The sequence below is a fragment of the Anaerococcus vaginimassiliensis genome (genome assembly GCF_900626155.1).
GTDB lineage: Bacteria > Bacillota > Clostridia > Tissierellales > Peptoniphilaceae > Anaerococcus > Anaerococcus vaginimassiliensis.
The window spans coordinates 637,263-654,007 of record NZ_LR130844.1 but is presented as its reverse complement, the minus strand read 5'-3'; the positions used below and the strand labels follow the sequence as shown (position 1 = coordinate 654,007).

Sequence of the window (16,745 nt, the reverse complement as noted above, 5' to 3'; positions counted from 1 at the left end):
AAGTACAATATTAGTGCATTACAATTATCGTTAACACTAAGATACATTGTTTATGTATAGCTCCAATCGGAGCTATTTACATATAAACGGGGCTTATAGTCCCTTTTTTTGTTCTATATTTTCTATTAATTTTTCTATGGCTATATCTAGGAGTTCTTCTATAGTTGATTTTTCTGTAGCTACTATGTGAGTCTTGCAACAATCAAAAGGAATGAGAATCCTATAGGCACTTGACCTTCCTATAGCAACAGCCATCTTTTCACTTATTTCTCCATGGAGAGAATCAGCTATTACTATTCCTGTTGTGCCCAATATGTAGTCCGCATCTTTTGAATTAACTATTGATGCATTTTCTCCTGTTGCAATTATATCAGCTCCAGATTTTTTCATAGCCTTGCTAGCGAAATAATTTGTTCCTATCCCGTATATAGTACAGTCTATATTTTTGTTCTTAATCTTGCTAACAAGACTTGCCCCTATAGAGCCTCCTTGTCCATCTATAATAACAATTTTCATAAGTCCTCTCCTTTATATACAATCATTTTATCATATTAGACCTTAGTTGACCTCACTTTTTTAATATGTTATTATAAAAATGCTAGTATGAAGCTAGTTACTTAGTATAAGCTAAATGTGTAACCATGAGGGTATAGGTTTTTTCCTATGCCCTTTTTTATAGTTAGAATATTTAAGTTAGGAGTATTTATGGACAACTTTAATGAAAATAAAGAAAAACTGAATAATAGAATAAAAGAACTTTTAGAAGATAAGTTTGTACTTGCCTTCTCTGGAGGTGTGGACTCATCCCTAATCTTAAAGCTTGCAAGCGATTTAAGAGAGGAAGAAAAAGACGTAGTAGCTATTATGTATAACACAAATACTACACCAGATGGCGACTTGGACAATGCCCAAAACTTAGCCAATGAGATGGAAGTTAAACTTGAAGTTGTAAATATTGACGTCTTTGATAATGAGCACATCAAAAACAACACCATAGACAGATGCTATCACTGCAAGAGCTTTCTTTTCGACCAAGCTTTCAAACTAAAGGATAAATTAGGCTACAAATATGTAGTTGATGGATCAAATCTAGATGATAACAAGGTATTTAGACCAGGTGTAAAGGCTCTAAATGATAAGGGAGTTGTAAGTCCTCTAAAAGAATGCGGTTTTACCAAGGAAATGGTAAGAGCCTACGCCAAAGAGCTAGGTGTTTCAGTTTATAAAAGACCATCTGCTCCATGTCTTGCGACAAGATTTCCTTATAATGAATTGATAGATACAGAAAAGTTTGAAGCTATAAATAAGGCAGAAGGCTACCTAAAAGATTTAGGTCTTAGGAATGTTCGAGTAAGAGTTTATGGAGATAATACTAGAATAGAAGTAGACAGAGAAGATTTTGGCATAGTTTTTGAAAAAGTAGATGAAATAAATGAAAAACTTAAAAATCTCGGTTTTAAATATGTAAACCTAGATTTAGCTGGATACAGGTCAGGATCAATGGATGAAGTAGTAAGTAAGGAAGATAAGCTAAAGCTTAACCCATGGTTAGAAAATGAAAGATAGAGAATTTTTAGAGAATATAAAAAACGGTCAAATGTCAATAGAAGAAGGTCTAGATTACCTAAAAGATTTTAACTTTAAAGATATTGACATAGCTAAACTTGATTTCCAGAGAAAAAACAGGAGAGGATTTCCTGAAACAATCTTCTGCCAGGGCAAGGAGGACTTTGCCCTTGTGGAAATCTTTAAGGCCTTTGACAAAAGACAACAATCAGTTATAGGAACAAGAGCAAGCCAACACCAGTACGAGCTTGTAAGTAAGGCAATCCCAAATGCAAGTTATGATAAGACAGCGAGGATAATTTCCTTAAAATACGAAGAAATGCCACAAATTGGTAATATTGCCATTTGTACAGGAGGAACTGCTGATTTATTTGTGGCAGAAGAGGCTGCCCTTACAGCTGAGTTTTTTGGAGCTAAGGTAAATAGGTTTTATGATGTTGGAGTTTCAGGACTTCACAGAATGCTTAATAAAATCGATCAAATCAAACAAGCAAATGTAATTATAGCAATAGCAGGCATGGAAGGCGCTCTTGCTACAGTTATGGCAGGCCTTGTAGATAAGCCAATCATAGCTGTGCCTACATCTGTGGGATATGGAGCAAGTTTTAACGGCATATCTGCCCTTTTAACAATGCTATCAACTTGTGCTGAGGGAATTTCTGTTGTAAATATAGATAACGGTTATGGTGCAGCCTATACAGCCTGTCAAATAAATAAACTTATAGAGGAGAAATAAATGGACTTATATTTTGAAATGTATTCAGGAATCGCTGGAGATATGACTATCGGTGCTCTTTTAGATCTTGGTGCTAGCAAGGAAAAACTAATTGATGCAATAAAATCTCTAGGTATCGAAGGTTACGAGCTAGTCTTTGATAGAGTTAAAAAAAGTGGCATAGATGCTTATAATTTCGATGTTTTATTAAAAGATCATCACCATGACCACCACGAGGACAGCCATCACCATCATCACCATGATGAAAAAGAAAATCACACTCATAGCCATGTGCACAGAAATATCTCTGACATAGAAAAAATTATCTCAAAATCTGACATACTAAGCGAAAAGGTTAAAAAAGACTCTTTAGGTATATTTGATATCATCGCAGATGCTGAGGCTAAGGCTCATGGCATAGACAAAGGCGAAGTTCATTTCCACGAAGTAGGTGCAATAGATTCAATAATTGATATTGTCGGTGTTTGTGTCCTACTAGAAGATCTTGGCGTAGAAAATATTTACTTTTCAAAATTATACGAAGGCATTGGAAGACAAAAATGTGCCCACGGATTTATGCCAATTCCAGTTCCTGCAGTTATCAATATCCTAGAAGGATCAGATATTAGCCTAAATATAATAAATGAAGATGGCGAACACATCACTCCAACTGGAGCAGCTATTGTAAAATACTTTAATAAAAATAAAACCCTAGATGAGTTTAATATCAAAAAAGTAGGGCTTGGCGCAGGAAACAAAGATTTTGAAAAATCTACTAATGTTTTACGAGTAATGGAAGTATCAGATTCTAAAAAAAAAGATTAATTTTAGCTGAAACAAATATAGACGATTCCACTGGTGAAGTCTTAGGTTTTGTAATGGATGAATTAATGAATGTAGCAAGAGATTGTTTCTATACACCTATATATATGAAGAAAAACCGTCCAGCCTACAAACTTTCTGTCCTATGCGATTATGACAAAATAGAAGAAGTTGAAGATATTATTTTTTCTAATACAACATCTATCGGCATAAGAAAAATCCCTGTCGAAAGAACAATCCTAGATAGGGAAATGATAAATATATCTTACGATAATCTTAACTTAAAATATAAGAAAGTAAGTCACAAAAGCAATACCTATGTTTACCCAGAATATCAGTCAGCAATAGATCTTTGTAAAAAGGAAGGATTTTCTATAAAAGAATCCTTCAATAAACTAAATCAAATTTATGGAGAAAATTATGAAAAATAAGATAAGAAATATTAGCCTACTAGCAATTTTTTTGTTAATAATCACAGCTTGTGGAGCAAAAAACGAAGATGCTAAATCAAAAGAAGAAGCCAAAGGAAAAATAGAAATAGAAGATGTATTAGGTAGAAAAGTCCAATTAGATAAGCCACTAGATAAGGTAATAATCCAAGGATCAGGTTCAGGTGGTCCTTTTATGACTATGATGTATCTGGATAAGGATAACTTCTACAAGAAAATAGCTGGCATGGACGATGGAATTAGAAAAGACAGAAATGACCTTTACAAAAGATTAGTAGATAAAATTCCAGAGCTTGAAGATATAAAAAGAGTTTCAAACTTTGCCGACAATGACTTTTCTGTAGAAGAATTGTTGTCTATAGATGCCGACGGTATTATTGCTCCTGTATCTTATAAGGCTCAAATTGATGCCATAGAAGATAAGCTAGATATCCCTGTCCTTTACGTAGACTATCACAACCAAGACTTTGATGATCATATAAAATCAACTGAAATAATAGCCAAGGCGACAGGTCTTGATAAAAATCTTGATAAATTAAACGGATTTTACAAAGAAAAAATTGATAACATGAAAGAAAAACTAAAAGATGTGAAAGATAAGCCTAATGTCTACCTAGAACACGGTTATGAAGGAGAACATGCTTATGGCAACTCCTATGGAAATAATATGATGTGGGGCAAAATTATAAACGATGCAGGCGGACACAACCTAACAGGCGATGTTCTTGGAGAAAAGGAAGCTACTCCTGTATCAGAAGAATTTGTCCTATCAAACGATCCTGACCTAATTTTTCTAACAGGTGCTGAATGGGTAGAAAAGCCAGAATCTATGAAAATGGGCTTTGGTATTAGTCCAGAAGATGTAAATAAAAAGATTGAAAAGTATAAGACTAGAAATGGCTGGGAAAGTCTAAAGGCTATGAAAGATAAGGATGTCTATGTAATTGGACAAAACCTCGCCCGTGATATGAGTGATTTTTATGCTTATGAATCTCTTGCCAAAACCTTTCATCCAGATTTATTCGATGATGTAGATCCAGAGGCTGATATGAAAGACTTCTATGAAAATTTCATGCCTATAGAATATGAAGGCTGTTGGTTTACTAAATATGAGTAAGAATAAGAAGATTTCAATCCTTATTCTCATAAGTGCCTTAGTTTCTATCTTAGATTTGTTCATAGGAGTAGGAGATCTTAAGCCAGTGGACATTCTTAGTCTAAGCGATCTCCAAAGAACTATTCTTTTTAAAATAAGAATGCCAGAGATGACTACTGCCCTAATCTTAGGACTTATTTTGGGGCTTGCTGGTGCTTGTATGCAGACAATCCTTGATAACCCACTAGCATCTCCATTTACCCTTGGCGTTTCTTCTGCTGCGGGTTTTGGAGCGTCCTTCTTCCTTCTCCTAGGATTTTCTATAAATTTTATTCCTATAGGTGCAATTGGATTTGCACTTATAGCGATAATATTTGTATATTTAATATCTAGGAGAAATTTTGCCAATACAAGCTCAATGATTCTAGCAGGAATTGCAGTGAAGTTTTTCTTTGACTCGCTTACAAGTCTCATGCAATACATATCTACAGATGAGACCCTCTCATCTATTGTCTTTTGGCTCTTTGGTTCGGTCTCAAACACCAAACCAAGGGGGATTATAATTCTTCTCCTATCCTTTTTGCTCTCTTTTATAATTATCATAAAGGATAGCCACAAACTAACAACCCTAAGATTTGGTGAAGACAGAGCAAGAAGCCTTGGAGTGAATGTAAAAACTCTAAAGATTAAAACTTTTATAATAGTTTCAATCCTATGTTCAATAGGAGTTAGCTTTGCAGGTGTGATTGGCTTTATAGGAGTTATAGCACCTCATATATCAAGAAAAATCATAGGAGAGGACCAAAGATATTATCTCATATCATCAAGCCTTGTTGGAGCGATACTGCTTGTAATCTCCTCAGGATTATCAAAGCTAGTTAAACCGGGAGCAATCCTTCCTATAGGAATCATAGCAAGTTTGGTAGGACTTCCTTTAATATTTATATTCTTCTTTGGAGGAAAACATGATTGAAGTTAGAAATTTATCCATATCCTATGACAAAGAGGTAATAGATGACATTTCATTTAAGCTAGAAGAAGGCAAGGTCAATATCCTAATGGGAAGAAACGGATCAGGCAAGTCCACTATCCTAAACGCCATTAGTGGTATCAAATCATACAATGGAGATATAAAAACTTCGGGAAAAGTCTCCTACCTAAATCAAAATATAAATTCCAAAATAAGATTTACAGTTTTTGACACTATCTTGTTAGGCAAGGTAGCTAATCTTTCTCTTAAGATAAGTGACGAGGATAAAAAAGACGTAGAAAAAATATTAGATTTATTAAATTTAACTAGCTACAGGAATAGATTTATAAATGAGTTATCTGGAGGAGAAGTACAAAAGGTCTTTATAGGTCAGGCTCTAGTATCAAATCCCAAGATACTCCTATTAGATGAGCCAGTAAGCGCTCTAGACCTTAAAAACCAATACGAGATAATGAGAATAATAAAAGATTTAACCTATAAGTTAAATCTAACAACCCTAATAAGCCTCCATCAAATAGCCCTCATAGAAAAATTTGCCGATCATATAATTTTAATAAATGATAAAAAGATTTATAAAGAAGGTTCTTCTAAAGAAGTCATGGATGAAAAAATGTTTAGAGAAATATTTGATATGGAAACAGACATAAGAGATTTTGATGGAAACAGGCATATATATTTTAAATAAAAAACCAGAAGCTACAAAGCCTCTGGTTTTTTATCAAAACTTTTCTATAGGAACAATCAATTCTGTTATAAACTTTTCTTCATCAAAACTAGTCCAATAATCTAAGACAAATCTTTCTATCACTGGTCCAACAAACTTATATGAGCTCTTTTTCTGCCAATCTATTAGTTTCTTGTAAGATAAATATAAGCTATCGAAAGACCCATAGTGATATAGACATGCACAAAAGTTAGGCTCTAAATGAAAGTTTAGGTCTGAATCTATTTTCTTTACAGCCTTTTGGATGTAGTTTGCTGAAATCTTATCGTTCTTATCATCTGAGGCAATTCTTTTATTAATATCATCAAAATAAAACATTACAGGCCCTGAAATTGTGTTATTTTTCTTGTTTATGAAACTAGAAAATTCAAGGTTTAAGATAGATGATTTATAATCAAAATCAAAGACAAAAGGAAATGAAATTAGATTTTTTTCAGCCATATATCTAACATTTACATCTTCGATTTTATGAAATTCTAGCATCTTGCTTTCTTCGAGGAGATCCTTCCAGTCATTTACGATTTCTTTTCTTTGAATTATTTCTTCTATATCTATATCGCTTCTAGCAAGGATTTTATCAAACGTAGCTATCATTTTGTTTACATCTTGACTTATAAGCTGAGCTTTAATCTCCTCTAAGCTAAAGCCAATCAGCTTAAAGTATTTGATTATAGTTAATTTTAAGATGGTATCTTCTTCATAATACCTGTAGGAATTATCTCCAACAAAATCTGGCTCTATTATACCAAGCTTTTCATAATATCTTAGAGTTCTTGTAGATATCATCGCTTTTTTAGCTACATTTCCTATAGTATAAAGTTTTTTTCTCATTAGTCACCTCAAAGTATAACATTACTTCATTATACCATAAGAGGTTAAGGTTTATTTAGCTTTCTTCTTGTAGTTGATTAATAGCACTGCACAAATTGCACCGACAGCTGCAACGATTACTGTAGTTAAAAATACATACTTGTAACCTTGAGCAGGACCGTAGCTTGCTTCTATAAACTTAGCATTAATAATTGGCGCCCAAAAAATTGAGGCGTAGGCTAAAAATGAACCTACTGACATAGCTGAACCACTTATACTTTCATCTAAGTTAAGCTCTGCAATTGGTGCCATCATTACGGCCTTACCCATAAATACTCCTATAGACATAACCATAAGTAAAACTACGGAAATCCACATGCCTGATTGTTTAGGAAGGATGTAAACTAAAAGCGATCCAAGAGATGTAAGTCCTAGGGCAACAGCAAGCATCTTTGTCGAAGATTTAAATAAATAATCAGCCAAATATCCTGCCAAAGCTCCCCCAATTATTCCCATAAAACCTGTATTTATAATTCCAAATGTTCCAGATAAGGCTTCTGACGCATTAAATACAAGGGAAAGGTATGGAGCTGATGAATAAATAAGATTCATATAACACCAATAAAGGCATAGACCAGAAAGTCCCGCTAGCCAAATAGCTGGCATCTTCATAACCTTTACTAGTCCCTTAAGTGCTGCGACATTGCTAGATTCTCCTTCAACTTTTGCAATAGCATTTTTAGGAACATATTTAAGTATAGCTAGGATATTTGGAAGCATAGTCAAGGTATAGATTATACCCATAATCTTCATTATCATTTGACTCTTGTCAGGCCAAATAGCGATCATGATGATTATAACTCCATTCATGACAAATTCTAAGGTTCTTCTGATAGATTCAAGTAGTCCCATGGCAAGACCCTTGCCCTCTTTGTTAGCATCTGATGATACGAAATTTACTCCATTAGTTACGGCAGGCCAACCTATAGCATCCCACACACCCCACGATATTGCAATAGCAACGAGGATTGAAAAGGATATGTTTGGAACTAAAAATATAAATAAGCCTGTAGCCATTCTCCAAAATAGCCAAGTTACGAGGATAGATCTAATTGAAAATCTATTATTAACCCAACCACCTGGTATATATAGATATGTAGCAATACCAAGCATACTCATCATGTAAGAAAACTCCTGAAGATTTATCCCCAAGGCTTGGGTCAAAGGTAGCATAAGAGATCCCTTGAAGGCCTCAAATGATGCATAGGCAAGCTGACCTGCAAAAACTATAGAAAGAAAAGATCCAATTCTGCCAGGTCTAAGAAAGGCTGGTCTTTTTTGAGGATTTTTAAGCATGATTTCCTCCTATTAAGCCAACTGCCCTATCTGGATAGTTAGTAATAATATATAGAACTTCCTTGTCAACAAGCTTTTTCATATCATATATTTCATCTACTGTGTAAGGCAATATACCTATTCCATTTTTCTTACAATCATCAAAATCTTCATCATCCATAGCATTAAAATCTGGGTGATAATAGTCTATCCCATAAGATTTGGTATATTTGCCCGGATTTAAAAATAATGACCAAGTCAAAAATCCACACTTAATTTCTGGAACAAGTTCTTTTGCTAAAACAACATCCCTATGGTTAAAAGATGAAATAATAACCCTATCAACTAAATCATAGGCCTTAATCATTTCCATAGTCTTATTAACCATTCCTTCGTATCTAATCATAGATGATTTTAGTTCTATATTGATTAAGAAATTAGTATCCTTAAACCAATCAAAAAACTCCTCCAAGGTCGGTATCCTTGTATCATCATCTAGGGCAAATTCCTCCATACCATTTCTAAAATCAAGATCTTTAAGCTCCTTTAAGGTCATATCTTTTATATATCCCTTGCCATTCGATACTCTTGAAATCTCTTCATCATGAGTTATAACCAAGACTCCGTCCTTGGTCATTTGTACATCTGTCTCAAAACCTGCAATATCAAGTTCAGCTGCTTTCTTGAAAGCAAGCATAGTGTTTTCAGGATACTTACCTGAAAATCCCCTGTGGGCTAATATTCCTGTCATAAATTCCTCCTTATTTTAGGAAAATGATTTCTTGTTCTTATATTATATGGATTTACCTAAGGTTAATGTCAAATTAAATAAATAAATTTTTTTCTTATGTATTAACTTAATTTTAGAATAATAATGTACTAAATTTTATGATTTTTACAAATTTATAATAAAATATCCTTACCCTTAGGTCAAACTTTCGTAAATTTAAACATAAGAAAAAGCCCCGTAGGGCTAAAACTGATTTTAATTAAAAAATACTATAATAAAACCAAGGAAAAAATATGAGCTGCAAATCCTGCACATAGACCACCTATAGTGTGGGCAAGAATTGCTGAGCTTGTCATCTCTTTTGTACCTAAAGCATCCATCATAGCAATGTGAGTAGACAAATATCCTGACCAACACATACACATAGCTGTAAATACTGCTATGTCATTTCCTGTGACTAATCCACCACCTGCAAATTCTTTTACTACTCCAAGAGCTGCACCTGCAGACCCTAGGGCTGTTATTGGTACTGCGATAAAACTATCACTTGTAAAGCCAAATATAGGACTTAAGATAAAGGATAATTTTTGCCCTAGCCAAGGAAGAAAGGCAACTCCCTCGCCAATTTGACCTGTATAGCCACCTGCTGGCATTTTATTAGTAAGAAGCATTACAACTGTACAAATAGTTATTACTCCAGGAATGATTGCCATCCCCATATCAACGCCACTCTTGCCGCCGTGTAAGATTGCTTCGATTGCTCTCGATCCAAATGATCCATCTCTAATAATCCTATGTCCTTCAGGTACATCTATTACGCTTCTTACTTCGACCATATCTTCTGTACCATAGTATTTTTTAGTAAATCTTAGCATTATCCTAACTGACACAATAGAACCTACAAAAGCACCGAGATTTCCAACCAGAGATGCTTTCACAGCTCCTTCTACAGGCAGGGCAAACATAGTTGTTGTTACAATTAACCCCATACCAAACGATGTTCCTATGTTACATAAGGCTGGCATTTGAAATTTTCTAAAATATTTCTTGAAGTTATCTTCATCAGCTAGGGTTAGTATAGCAGGGTTATCTGATAAGTAGCAGTTTAATATACCCAAAGATGAGGCACCTGGAAGGTTATAAATCGGCTTCATAATCTTTGATAATAATACATCAACTAAAGCGATAAAACCAAACTCAGAAAATAAGCTCGACAAAGCTCCTGCTACTACCGATATACCCATTATGTAAAAACATGTATCCATCAGTAATCTATAAGCTGTATTCATAACTGTGGATAGCATATTGGTTGGCCCCATGATTTTTCCTATCCAGCCAAACATTCCAAAAAATACTAGAATAAATAAGAAATTTTCTATCGTTATGTTCTTTTTGTAACTACTTTTCATAATATCTCCTAATGATAAATGATTATATAAAAATTGTATAGACTCCATCGTTGTATACGTTTTCACTATTTATATATCAGCTTTTCTATAGTTGAAATTAATACGTAGAGCCTATATATTTTCTTAGATAAATCATATCGTTTTCATAATTTCAAGTCAATATAGGGGTGAATTTGTGGTAGAAATATAATTTTTTCCACAAAAAAAGTCCCAAGCCTTGGCTTGGAACTTAATTATCTTATATATCTGTATTTGAATTTTCATCTTCAATAGAATCAGAGCCCTTATCAGATAAATCTTCTGTTATTATTTTTTGTTCATCTTCATCGTTTTCTTCTTCATCGACTATTACTTCATTCTTATTTAAGATAGCCATAAACTCTTCTCCAGTGATTGTCTCTTCTTTAAGCAAGAAGTCGGATATTTCGTGAAGTTTATCTAGGTTATCTTTTAAGATTTCTATAGCTCTCATATGAGCTGCGGCAATGATTTTAGCAACTTTTTCGTCTACCTTATCTCCAGTACCATCAGAAACTATCATAGATCTTTGACCACCTAGGTATTTACCTTGGATTTGTTCTAGTTGCATGAAGTCAAAGTCCTCATCCATACCGTAAATAGTAACCATATTCCTAGCTATAGCTGTAGCTCTTTCGATATCATTTGACGCACCAGTTGTTTTGGTATTAAATATCAACTCTTCTGCAGATCTACCTCCAGCAAATGTAACTATTTCATCAAATAGCTCTTGCTTAGTCATTATATATTTTTCATCCTTGTCTACAGTCATTGTATAACCCAAAGCTCCACCAGTTCTTGGTATAATTGTAATCTTTGTTACTGGAGTCTTTTGAGTTTGTATTGCCGCAACAAGGGCATGTCCAACCTCGTGGTAGGCAATAATTTTCTTTTGATCATCACTTATAACTGCATTTTTCCTTTGTTGACCAGCTATTACTGTTTCGATTGATTCCTCTAAGTCCTCTTGGGTTAGCTTTCTTCTACCTTCCCTTACAGCTCTTAGAGCACCTTCGTTTATGATATTGGCAAGGTCAGCACCAGAAGTTCCTGCAGTTCTTTTTGCAATTTCTTCGTAGTCAATATCATCTTCTCTTTTGATATTTTTAGCGTGAACCTTTAGGATATCTTCACGTCCCTTTAGATCTGGTAGTTCAACTTGAACTTGTCTGTCAAAACGTCCTGGTCTTGTTAAAGCAGGATCTAGGATTTCTGGTCTGTTAGTTGCCGCAAGAAGGACAACTCCCTCTGTTGCATCAAAACCATCCATCTCATTTAAAAGTTGGTTTAGGGTTTGTTCACGTTCATCGTTTCCAGAATATCCAGATACATCACGTTTTTTACCTATAGCATCAATCTCGTCTATAAATACTATACATGGTGCTTTTTCTTTGGCTTGTTTAAATAAATCACGAACCTTGCTTGCACCCATACCTACGAACATCTCAACAAATTCAGAACCTGATATTGAGAAAAATGGTACGTTTGCCTCTCCTGCAACAGCTTGCGCCATCAAGGTTTTACCTGTTCCTGGAGGTCCTACTAATAAAACTCCCTTAGGAACTTTAGCTCCAATTTCCTTATATTTTCCAGGATTATGAAGGAAATCAACTATCTCACTTAGAGAATCTTTAGCCTCTTCCTGACCTGCAACGTCCTTGAAGGTCTTTCCTGTTTTATTTTCAACATATATTTTGGCGTTAGACTTACCGAAGTTCATGAAGTCCGCACCGCCACGACCACCCATAGTTTTTGTAAGTGATCTTGACGCAAACATAAATATTATCCATATGAATAATAATGGTAGTATACTTGTTAGGAATAGGGATAAATAAGGATTCATCCTTGTTTCTATCTCTTGTTTAAATACTAGTTTGTCGTTTCTCTTCTTAGCTTCTAATAGTCTTTCTGTTAAATCAGTATCTTGCCATAAACCAGTTTCATAGACTTTTTCGTCATTATCTACCTTAGCTTTGAAGGTATATTTTTGGTCATCTTTTGACACTTCAGTTACTTGATCGTTATCGATCATATCTACAAATTGTGAGTAGCTAACCTCTTTGACACTTTCATCCGTAGCTATAGGATTTAGGGCAAAGTGGACTACTAAAAATATTACAATGGCAACTAACCAATAATATAATAGAGGTTTTTTGCCTTTATTTTTGTTTGTCATTATAAACCACTCCTAGCTATATATTTATCTAAAAGCATTTCTAGGGCTTCTAGCTCATCGATAATTGTTTGTAGGTTTAAGTCTATTCCATCTTCAGGTATATCTTTTCTGATTTTTTGGAAATAGTCATCCACCATACAAGCTGCATCATTTCCCTTATCTGTCAACATAACATTTACTACACGTTCATCTTCTTCGCTTCTTACTCTATCAACAAAGCCTTGTTTTTCAAGTCTTTTACATATATTTGATATATTTCCACCTGTAATTCCTATAGCTTTTCCAAGGCTACCTATGGAAACAGGTTTTTCCCTGTTTGCGTATAGAGTTATTATCATTTTTAATTGCAAAGGTGTAATTTCTAGTTCGCTTGCTGTATCTTGCAACAAAAGATCAATTTTATGTGAAATTTCTCTAATCATCGAGAATATGGAATTATTGAATTCAAAAAAATCAATATGCTTTTTGGTCATATTTCCTCCTAGAAATAATTATACTATAATATTATCTTACATATAAGTTAAATTTTTTCAATAAAACTTATTTATATTTTACATATATTTTCCACATAATTTAAGATCCTGTGAAAGTAAGACTTAATTATGGTACTTTTATAATTATAGTCGGTCAATAGTTTAAATATTCTTTTATAATATATTGTTTTTTTTATATTTTTTACGATTTATATCTTAATATTTATGTAAGACTACCACAAAGTTTTCCTTTGTGGTTTTTATGTTTTCATTCTTTGTTTTTAAGTTTACTTAGATATTTTACTGCATTTAAACTTGCTATCTGACCTTGACCTACTGCTTTCATTATTTGATAAGGCTCGCCTGTTATATCTCCTGCTGCGTATAGTCCTCTAATATTTGTAGCCATTTTATTATCTACCAAAATATGATTTCCGTCTAATTTTACAGATGGAATCAACCTTTGAGGCTTGGATGAGTCTTTTATTATGAAAAATCCATCAGCAGAAAGTTTCTTACCAGACTTAAATTCTAATTTACTTGCCCTATCTTCTCCTATGAAGCCAAGAGGGATTTCTCCTTCTATTACATCTATACCAGAATTTAGTTTCACACCTCTTTTGTACATGTTTACATAACTTACCTTGCCTACGATTTCTGCTGTGAAGTTTGCTTCTTCTACACTTTCTTCGTTATAACCTATGACTACAACTTCTTTTCCCTTGTACAAGGCAGCATCGCATGTTGCACAATAATTTACACCATTGGCGAAGAACTTTTCTTCATTAACCAAATCTTTTTTAAGATCTATGCCTGTTGCCACTATTACAGAGCTTGCCTCTATCATAGTATTATCTTTTAAGCTTAGGGCAAAGTAATCCCCCATGGCATAGACAGTTTGAATTCTTTCCTTAGAATATTCTACATCATAACTTGTTAAGCTTTCCTTAAATTTGTCATTTAATTCGCACCCACTGATGTCAGGGAATCCTAAGTAGTTTTTTATAGATTTACTTTTAACTATCGCCTTAGAATCTTCACCGAAAATAATAACTGACTTATTTCTTATTTTTGCATTTAAAGCGGCGCTAAGTCCTGCAGGACCTGCGCCGATTATTGCCATATCATATCTCATTATTGAAATTTAGCCATTTTTTCTTCTATAGCTTCTCTTGAGTGAAAACCTACTAGAGTATCTTTTAGTACACCATCCTTAAAAATCATTAGGGAAGGAACTGCATTTACATTGTATTGACCAGCTATATCGTCTGATTCATCTACATCAATATTAAATATTTGATAGTCCACCTCAGAAGCAAGCTCTTCAAGGATAGGTCCTTGCATCTTGCATGGTCCACACCATGTTGCTGAGAAGTCTACTAGAGTAAGACCTTTACCACTTTCTACTTCTTGTCTAAATTCATTTGAGTTTAATTTTTTCATAATATCTCCTAATTATTTTGCTCTACTAGTCCTGAAACTTCGCTAACTGGTAGGGAATATATTATCCCCTTACCTTCTTTACCAAGTTCCATCTCTTCATATATTTTACCCTTAATTGTATCTTCTAATTCTTTTTTTATTAGCATAATCACTATATCTTTTTCAGGTTCTATTGCCATATTTAAAAATATTGGTGATTTAACATTTTCTGCTGATCCTCTTCCATGAACAAGGGTTGCTCCACGAGCTCCGTTTTCTTGAGCTATGTGGATGGCCTTTTGACCTTGGTGTCTATCGCAAATTACATATAGACATACATAATCCATCGTATAATCCTTTCTATCAAGCGATGTAGCAAAGGCTATGCCTGTATTTACACCTTTTAGTTTCTCCTTGATTTTGTCAAATAATATGAGTGTATTTTCTTTATCAAAAAGAGCTGTTACAATTTCTTTTTTTTGTTTATCTACATGAAATTTATTTAATATTTCATTTGGGGCAGATCCTTCTCCATAAAAACATGAAACTCCAAAAGCTCCATTGTCCTTTAGAAGTTTCATGAAGCCGCTGCCCTTTCCTCTAGGTAGAATAACTCTTATATACTGCATTAACTTCTCCCCTTAAATATACTTCCCAAAATCATAATAGTTATGACTGGCATCATAGCAACAAAAGAAATCACCCCAAAACCATCTGCGATATTGCCCGCTACTCCTTGGCAGAAAGCTAGGATAAATGTAGCAGTCATCGGTCCTGATGCAACTCCTCCCGAATCAAAGGCGATTCCAACAAATATTTGTGGCACTCTCCTTGCTAGAATTAAAGATATCAAAAATCCTGGTACTATGACCATCCAGAGGGCAAAACCTTCTATCTTTATCCTTAATATGGCAAGCATAACCGCAAAGGCAACTCCTATAGATAGGGCTCTTAGGATAAGCTTTCTTGGGATAGAACCTCCTGTTACATCTTCGACCTGTTCAGCCAAAACTGCAACGGCTGGCTCTGCTAAAACCACCAATAGTCCTAAAACAAATCCTATCAAAGGAAGAAATTTAGAATCTCTTAGTCCTTCACCCATCGCTCTTGCAAGTTCCATAAATCCACCTTCTACTGATGTTAGAAATATAATTAATCCCAAATATGTGTAGAAAAGTCCTATAGATATTTCTTTTAAAGTCTCCTTATCTATTTTAAATACTAGTAAATTCATTAGGAAAAATACTATTGTGATTGGAACAATAGCAAAAGTCGCATTTATAACACCTGTTAGAAGGATTGACTCGTGCGCTTTTTCTATAACTTCCACCCCACTTTGATTAATTGACATACTCATCAAAAGTCCAGCGAGAACTGGTCCTGTAGACGCTATTCCAACAAGTCCAAATGAATCATCTTCTGATAAATCACCCTTAAGAGATGCAACTCCTAGTCCAAGAGAAATTATAAAAGGAGTCGTCATAGCTCCAGTCGTTGCTCCTGAAGCATCAAAGGCGATAGCATGACCTATATCTTCTGCAAAAATCATCAAGATAAAAATCACAGAATAGATAATTAGCATCAAGTTTGAAATCCTTATTTCTTTAAATATCCTAAAAAGACCCACAGAAATTAATATCCCGACTCCAAGAGATATTATCATTACAATAACTTGTGGGGCAAGCCCAACAGTGCTAGTTATTTCATTTGCCAAAATCAAAAGGTCAGGCTCTGCAACTGATATTACAAATCCAATAAAGATACCAAAAATAATAACAGAAATAATTGATTTAAACCTACCCAAAAACTCTCCCATCATGGTCCCAATTTTTGAAATAGATATCTCAACACCTGTCAAAAATACAGCAAGGCCAAATATTACTCCAACGCATCCCAAAAAGAAATTTATTAAGAGCCTATTAGAAACCCCTACGAAAAAATTTAATATTACTACTAGGATAGCTATTGGAATTACTGCTTTCGCGTTATTTTTTATTTCTTCTATAAAA

Annotated in this window: 18 protein-coding genes; 7 read left to right on the top strand and 11 right to left on the bottom strand. The window is 34.1% G+C overall.

Going from position 1 to position 16,745, the window contains the following annotated elements; genetic code table 11:
* Positions 1 to 93: 93 nt before the first annotated feature.
* Positions 94 to 516 carry a DUF3842 family protein gene (locus E0D87_RS03380; protein ID WP_130819341.1) on the bottom strand — a complete coding sequence of 141 codons (423 nt, stop codon included), beginning with the start codon at positions 514 to 516 and terminating at the stop codon, positions 94 to 96.
* A 189-nt stretch (positions 517 to 705) separates the two neighbouring features.
* On the opposite strand from E0D87_RS03380, the gene larE reads away from it, so the two are divergent.
* Genes larE through E0D87_RS03345 form a run of 7 tightly spaced genes read left to right on the top strand, consistent with a single transcriptional unit; the run spans position 706 to position 6,324 of the window.
* The gene (gene larE, locus E0D87_RS03375) at positions 706 to 1,566 is read left to right on the top strand and encodes an ATP-dependent sacrificial sulfur transferase LarE (protein ID WP_130819340.1); all 861 of its coding nucleotides are present in this window, start codon (positions 706 to 708) and stop codon (positions 1,564 to 1,566) included.
* Positions 1,556 to 2,302: a nickel pincer cofactor biosynthesis protein LarB gene (gene larB / locus E0D87_RS03370; protein WP_130819339.1), complete on the top strand. Its 747-nt coding sequence runs from the start codon at positions 1,556 to 1,558 to the stop codon at positions 2,300 to 2,302. Before larE ends, larB begins: the two co-directional genes overlap by 11 nt.
* Positions 2,303 to 3,106 (top strand): nickel pincer cofactor biosynthesis protein LarC, encoded by an 804-nt coding sequence (gene larC / locus E0D87_RS09310; protein ID WP_130819338.1) that lies wholly within the window; start codon positions 2,303 to 2,305, stop codon positions 3,104 to 3,106.
* Complete coding sequence (larC2, locus tag E0D87_RS09305) at positions 3,106 to 3,534, top strand: nickel pincer cofactor biosynthesis protein LarC2 (protein WP_130819337.1); 429 nt, start codon at positions 3,106 to 3,108, stop codon at positions 3,532 to 3,534. Before larC ends, larC2 begins: the two co-directional genes overlap by 1 nt.
* The gene (locus E0D87_RS03355; protein ID WP_130819336.1) at positions 3,524 to 4,669 is read left to right on the top strand and encodes an ABC transporter substrate-binding protein; all 1,146 of its coding nucleotides are present in this window, start codon (positions 3,524 to 3,526) and stop codon (positions 4,667 to 4,669) included. The genes larC2 and E0D87_RS03355 overlap by 11 nt, the downstream gene beginning before the upstream one ends.
* Positions 4,662 to 5,621 (top strand): FecCD family ABC transporter permease, encoded by a 960-nt coding sequence (locus E0D87_RS03350; protein WP_130819335.1) that lies wholly within the window; start codon positions 4,662 to 4,664, stop codon positions 5,619 to 5,621. The genes E0D87_RS03355 and E0D87_RS03350 overlap by 8 nt, the downstream gene beginning before the upstream one ends.
* Entirely contained in the window at positions 5,614 to 6,324 is a 711-nt protein-coding gene (locus E0D87_RS03345) for an ABC transporter ATP-binding protein (RefSeq protein WP_130819334.1), read from the top strand. Before E0D87_RS03350 ends, E0D87_RS03345 begins: the two co-directional genes overlap by 8 nt.
* A 33-nt stretch (positions 6,325 to 6,357) precedes the next feature.
* Here the strand turns inward: E0D87_RS03345 and E0D87_RS03340 are convergent, their stop codons facing one another.
* The 10 genes from E0D87_RS03340 to E0D87_RS03295 all read right to left on the bottom strand — a co-directional run bounded on the left by E0D87_RS03340 (position 6,358) and on the right by E0D87_RS03295 (position 16,696).
* Entirely contained in the window at positions 6,358 to 7,194 is an 837-nt protein-coding gene (locus E0D87_RS03340) for a MerR family transcriptional regulator (protein WP_130819333.1), read from the bottom strand.
* A 51-nt stretch (positions 7,195 to 7,245) separates the two neighbouring features.
* Positions 7,246 to 8,529, bottom strand: a complete 1,284-nt coding sequence (locus tag E0D87_RS03335) for an MFS transporter (RefSeq protein WP_130819332.1) — start codon at positions 8,527 to 8,529, stop codon at positions 7,246 to 7,248.
* Complete coding sequence (locus tag E0D87_RS03330) at positions 8,522 to 9,259, bottom strand: glycerophosphodiester phosphodiesterase (protein WP_130819331.1); 738 nt, start codon at positions 9,257 to 9,259, stop codon at positions 8,522 to 8,524. Before E0D87_RS03330 ends, E0D87_RS03335 begins: the two co-directional genes overlap by 8 nt.
* Before the next feature lie 248 nt (positions 9,260 to 9,507).
* On the bottom strand, positions 9,508 to 10,647 hold the full coding sequence (locus E0D87_RS03325) for a CD0519/CD1768 family membrane protein (RefSeq protein ID WP_130819330.1): 1,140 nt from the start codon (positions 10,645 to 10,647) through the stop codon (positions 9,508 to 9,510).
* Positions 10,648 to 10,885: 238 nt separating this feature from the next.
* Positions 10,886 to 12,841, bottom strand: coding sequence for an ATP-dependent zinc metalloprotease FtsH (gene ftsH / locus E0D87_RS03320; RefSeq protein WP_130819329.1), 1,956 nt, complete (start codon positions 12,839 to 12,841; stop codon positions 10,886 to 10,888).
* The gene (locus E0D87_RS03315; protein WP_130819328.1) at positions 12,841 to 13,314 is read right to left on the bottom strand and encodes a MarR family winged helix-turn-helix transcriptional regulator; all 474 of its coding nucleotides are present in this window, start codon (positions 13,312 to 13,314) and stop codon (positions 12,841 to 12,843) included. Before E0D87_RS03315 ends, ftsH begins: the two co-directional genes overlap by 1 nt.
* A 268-nt stretch (positions 13,315 to 13,582) precedes the next feature.
* On the bottom strand, positions 13,583 to 14,449 hold the full coding sequence (locus E0D87_RS03310) for an NAD(P)/FAD-dependent oxidoreductase (protein WP_130819327.1): 867 nt from the start codon (positions 14,447 to 14,449) through the stop codon (positions 13,583 to 13,585).
* Positions 14,449 to 14,757 carry a thioredoxin gene (trxA, locus tag E0D87_RS03305; protein WP_130819326.1) on the bottom strand — a complete coding sequence of 103 codons (309 nt, stop codon included), beginning with the start codon at positions 14,755 to 14,757 and terminating at the stop codon, positions 14,449 to 14,451. The genes E0D87_RS03310 and trxA overlap by 1 nt, the downstream gene beginning before the upstream one ends.
* A gap of 8 nt (positions 14,758 to 14,765) precedes the next feature.
* On the bottom strand, positions 14,766 to 15,365 hold the full coding sequence (locus E0D87_RS03300) for a transcriptional regulator (RefSeq protein WP_130819325.1): 600 nt from the start codon (positions 15,363 to 15,365) through the stop codon (positions 14,766 to 14,768).
* The gene (locus E0D87_RS03295; RefSeq protein ID WP_423190627.1) at positions 15,365 to 16,696 is read right to left on the bottom strand and encodes a DUF1538 domain-containing protein; all 1,332 of its coding nucleotides are present in this window, start codon (positions 16,694 to 16,696) and stop codon (positions 15,365 to 15,367) included. Before E0D87_RS03295 ends, E0D87_RS03300 begins: the two co-directional genes overlap by 1 nt.
* Positions 16,697 to 16,745: the final 49 nt, after the last annotated feature.